At 72.1% G+C, this 4,576-nt stretch carries 6 protein-coding genes; all 6 read right to left on the bottom strand.

Annotated features, from left to right (window positions below; all coding sequences use genetic code 11):
• Positions 1-776, bottom strand: a 776-nt coding sequence (locus tag KK617_RS18440) for a hypothetical protein (protein ID WP_277501651.1), incomplete at its 3' end; no start/stop codon positions are given.
• Positions 776-1,570, bottom strand: coding sequence for an HNH endonuclease (locus tag KK617_RS18445; RefSeq protein WP_277501652.1), 795 nt, complete (start codon positions 1,568-1,570; stop codon positions 776-778). The genes KK617_RS18440 and KK617_RS18445, both read right to left, overlap by 1 nt.
• A gap of 213 nt (positions 1,571-1,783) precedes the next feature.
• Positions 1,784-2,659: a hypothetical protein gene (locus KK617_RS18450; RefSeq protein WP_277501653.1), complete on the bottom strand. Its 876-nt coding sequence runs from the start codon at positions 2,657-2,659 to the stop codon at positions 1,784-1,786.
• Entirely contained in the window at positions 2,656-2,943 is a 288-nt protein-coding gene (locus KK617_RS18455) for a WhiB family transcriptional regulator (RefSeq protein WP_277501654.1), read from the bottom strand. Before KK617_RS18455 ends, KK617_RS18450 begins: the two co-directional genes overlap by 4 nt.
• Entirely contained in the window at positions 2,940-4,373 is a 1,434-nt protein-coding gene (locus KK617_RS18460) for a site-specific DNA-methyltransferase (protein ID WP_277501655.1), read from the bottom strand. The genes KK617_RS18455 and KK617_RS18460 overlap by 4 nt, the downstream gene beginning before the upstream one ends.
• The coding region (locus KK617_RS18465; RefSeq protein ID WP_277501656.1) for a hypothetical protein at positions 4,370-4,576 on the bottom strand (207 nt) is incomplete at its 5' end. The genes KK617_RS18460 and KK617_RS18465, both read right to left, overlap by 4 nt.

The raw sequence follows: 4,576 nt of genomic DNA on the forward strand, positions 1-4,576 counted from the left end.
GACTGGACGGCGGCGCGGACGAGGGGCCCGTCGCCGTGGAGGTCGATCAGGGCCTCGATCTCAGCGAGCGCGGAGGCGTCGAGCTTGTCCCAGCGGACGGTCAGCTTCCGGGCGTCGAGCTGGGCTCGGAGGATCTCGACCGCGGGCGGCAGCAGCGGCGGCTCGTCGTTCGCGCGCTCGCGCGGTGCTGCCGCAGCAGCACCCATGCTCCCTGTCCCCTGCTCCATGCTCCCTGCTACATAAAGAAGCGCAGATGAGTCGGCGTCTCGCGCGGACTCATCTGCGCGGCGCGCAGACTGGGCTCTGACCTGGGCAGATGCCTCGTCGTGTTCGGTTTTCGGATTATCCACAGGGTGTGGGTCGGGGTCCGGCGGCGACTCGTCCGGGTCCCGCGCAGACGAGTCCGCGCGGCGCGCTGGTCGGCCTGTGCGGTGCCCCTGTTCGGGTCCCGGGAGTCGGGACGGGACCTTCCCCGGCTCGAGGCGCTGGTGCTGACCGAGGCCCGGCAGGAGGAGGAACGGGGCACCGTCGACGCTGTACCGCTCGACCTTCCCCGCGGCCTCCAGCTCGTCGAGCAGCGCGTCCACGCCCGTGGCGTCGAGGTCGTCGTCGTAGGGGAACACCTGGCCCTTCACGAACCGGGGGTCGCCGGCGAGGCGGGCGTGCTCGTCGGCGAAGTTCCACAGGCCGATGTAGAGCAGGCGGGCGTCGCGGGAGAGGCGGGCGGTCGGGAAGTGGGTCCAGAACTCGGGCTTCACCGAGCGGATTCGTGGCATCAGGGCTCCTTCGGGATGGCGAGGATCTGGTCGAGGCGGACGGGCTCGGGGCGGGCGTCGTTGTCGACGTCGCGGCCGTGGCGGCCGAACTTGATGCCGCCCTCCCAGCCGTCCTGGTGTCCGGCGTCGTAGCCGGCGACGTGGCCTTCCCAGTACGCCTCGCGGACGAGGTCGTCGGTCGAGTACTCGGGCGACCACTGCGGGTCGCTGGTGGGTTCGGCGAGGATCTCCTTGGCGCGGTCCTGGAGGGCGCGCACGTGGTTCCAGGCGCATCCGCACCAGTAGCGGAAGGTGTCCTTGGCTTTCGAGGTCATGGCGACGTCGATGAGTTCGACGAGCGTGTCGATGTCGGCGCCGCACTCGAGGATGTTGCGGACGCTGGGCTGCCAGTCGCCCGGCAGTGGGATACGGACGCGTTCACCGTCGGCGGCTGTGTAGCCCCAGTCGTTCCACCGCGTCGACCACACCTCGAGGCAGACGTTCAGGTCCACCCGCTGGGCGCGGGCCTCGGAGGCTGCTTGCTGCATGGCGGCTGACCAGCGCACCGCGTCGTCGGCGATGGCCGCGACTTGGGGTGCGTCGAGCGGCACCGACGACTTCCCGCTGTTGCAGGGCTCGCAGGCGGTGACGAGGTTGCCGGGGTCGTCGTCGCCGCCGAGGGCGACCGGTACGACGTGGTCGATGGTGAGCTTCGCGCCGTCGTCGCGGCCGGTGCCGCAGTAGTAGCAGCGGAACCCGTCGCGGGTCATCACGGCGAACCGGACACGCTTCGGGATCGTGGTGCGCTCGCTCATCGGGGACTCCTTCGTGTCGGCTGTGCGGTGTCCGGAGTGTGGCGGCGGGCTCCGACACTCACGGGCTCTCGCTCGGCGTTTTGCTGCGCCGGTGGTCGGCCGCTGCCCTGCGCGCGGACGGGTCAGTCGGGTGCCACTGCAGCCACCCGCAGGAGCAGGTCACCACCGTCCCGCCGCCCTCCTCGGTGTAGATGGCCTTGTGAGGTGCGTCGGTCACGCGGCCCCCTCGGTGAGCTCGGGGCGGAAGTACCGCTCGATCTTCCAGCCGGTGCCGCGCGCCAGCTCTGCGAACGGGCGGCCGGTGGTGGCCCATCGGGCGCAGACCTCGCGGCGCTCTGCGGTTGTGGCGGGCAGGTGGAAGTCGCCGTCGACGATGCGGGCGACCTTCACCTCGTCGACGTCGCCGCGGTGCTCGACCCCGGTCCCCTTCGGGGTCTCCGAGGCGTCGTCGATGTTGTCCCAGGCGGCGCCCGGCACGTACCCGCGTTCGCGGGCTACGCGCCGCAGCCGGGTCGCGGCCGCCTTCTCCCGCGAGGTGCCCGTGGGGGGCGGGGTCTGCCACAGGCGGGAGTAGCCGTCGACGATGCGGGTGGTGGTGTGCTCGTGCCAGATGGTGCGGGAGAGGTTGAGGCCCTCGGTGATGGTCTGCTCGTGGATCCCGAACCGGGCCGAGAGTTGCCCGGCGGACCAGCCCATCCATGTGAGGGCCTGGAGGCGGCGGAGGACCCCTACGCCGGTGACGGCCGGCGGCTGGGGACGCCACTGGTCGAGAAGCTGCCAGGTGGCTGCGCGGACCCTGTAGCCCTCCCCCGCGTTCGTGATGCGGAGAAGGGCGGTGAGGTCGAACCCGATGGCGTCCGCGACCTGCTGCGCCGACATCCCGGAGGCGCGGGCGCTGGTGATCTTCGCGAGGTGCGCGGCGGTGACCTCGAGGTAGCCCGGTCGGCCCATCGTGCGGAGCTTCCCGCGGCGGCGGTGGTAGACACGGCGGGCGTTCAGGCAGGGCGGGCAGTCCTCGACCCGCTCGCCGTCTCGCTGGTGTTGGCAGGCGCCTGCGTAGGTGCCGTGGCGGGGATCGTCGGGGTTCACGACGCCTCCTCTCGTGTGCGGGCCTCTCGGCGCTGCAGGGGCGTGGTGCCGCCCCAGATGCCTTCGAGGCCGGGGGCGGCGAGCGCGTGGTCGCGGCACTCGGTGAGGACCGGGCAGCCAGCACACAGCGCCGCGGCTCGGGCGCGGGCGGCCGCGACTTGGGTGGGGTTGGGGGTGCCGGCCGCCTCGAGGCGCGTGAACCAGTCCTCCGGGTTGCCGGTGCCGCAGGGACGGCCCGGGGCGCCCATCCACGCCGGGAACACGCCGCCGTCGTAGCGCTTCACGACGGACCTTCCTGCGCCAGCAAATCGAACAGGCCGCCGTCACCACCGGCGCCGCGGACCGCCGCGACCGGGTCGAGGCGGCGGGCGATGCGCTGACGGATCAGCGGGAGGTAGTCCACCTCCCGCTCGATCGCGACGCAGCGGAAGCCCTCGAGGATGCACGCCTCGACGGTGGTCCCGGAGCCTGCGAAAGGTTCGAGGACCGTGCCGCCCGGTGGGCTGACGAGGCGAACGAGCCACCGCATCAGGTCGAGCGGCTTCACCGTGGGGTGGGCGACGCCGCCGACCCGGACGCGCTCGGACTGGTCGGCCTTGGCCACGTAGAAGAACCGAGACGCACCGCCGCTGTCGCCGTAGTAGGCGGGCTCACCGTCCCAGCCGCCTCGACCGCCGTACGCGACGGTCGCGTCGGTAGCGCCGCGCAGCGAGGGTCCCGACGCACGCCCAGCGCCCCCCGTCTCAGGGGCCTGCTCGTCGAGCTCCGCGGCCTGAGACTCGTCGAGCACGACGTTCGCGGGCCAACGCCCCAGCTCGCTGCCGGTGTTGTACGACGACGCGAGGTTGCCTCCGTGGTAGCCCATCTCGGCGGTGTTGCTTCGCCGCGTGGAGTCTGAGCCCACGCGGCAGGCGTCGATGTTGAGCGCGCCGGTGCCGTGGGTGAGGACGTTGACGGCCACGGTCCCCGCCAGGGGCTTGCGGCCGACGACGATCGGCTCGAAGGCAGGCTTCAACGCGGTGCCCCAGCCGGTCCACGGTTCGGCGTCCTCGGTGAGCGGAAGGTCCCGGTTGGCCATGCCGGTGTCGCTGCGCCGCGTCACGCCGGCGCGGGGGCCTCGGACGCCAGACGGCTCGTACTCGTTGCCCATCGTGGCCCGGCGGATGGCTCCCGAGTTGCTGCCGTGCCCCAGTTGCGTGCCGGTGATCGCCTTGTTCATCGACTTTGGGAACCCGGAGCCGTACAGCCACGCGATCGAATCGCGGACCTCGAAGCCGGCGTCCTCCACAGCGCACGAGAGCCGGTGCCAGGTGCGGGTGCCGCCGAACGCCAGCATGTGGCCGCCAGGCTTGAGGACACGCAGACACTCGCGGGCCCACTCCTCGCACCACGCCCCGAACGCGGCGTTCTCGCGGAGCCGCGTGCGCTGCTGGTCGGCGCTGTTCGCCGGGTTGTGGTTCCCGCCGACGTGGTCGAAGTGGTTGGACTTCGCTTCCTCCCGCTCGACGAACGACTTCCCGCTGTCCCACTCCTTGCCCATGAAGCCGAGGCCGTAGGGCGGGTCGGTGACGACGGCGTCGACGCTGTTGTCGGCCACTAGGCGAGGGCCGTAGCCGAGCTCGAAGGGGTAGCCGAGCGCGTCGGAGCGAAGGACGTCGAGGCAGTCGCCGTGGTGCACGGTGATCCGCTCGTCGGTGTGGTGCGGGGCGCTCATGGTCGGGGTCCTGTCGTGACGGGGTCGTAGATCACCGGGACCGGGACGGTGGCGACCCACCAGTGCATGAGCCGGGCGCCCGGGGCGGTCTCGAGGTCGAGGGCCCACGGGTGGCTGCGGCGGACGCGGATCCAGTGGGTGAGCGCGTCGGGGTCGGTGACGCGGAAGCGGTGCCGGGTGCGGTCGCAGGTCAGGACCTGCGA

It is taken from the genome of Nocardioides sp. ChNu-99 (assembly GCF_029493445.1).
In the GTDB taxonomy this organism is placed as follows: domain Bacteria; phylum Actinomycetota; class Actinomycetes; order Propionibacteriales; family Nocardioidaceae; genus Nocardioides.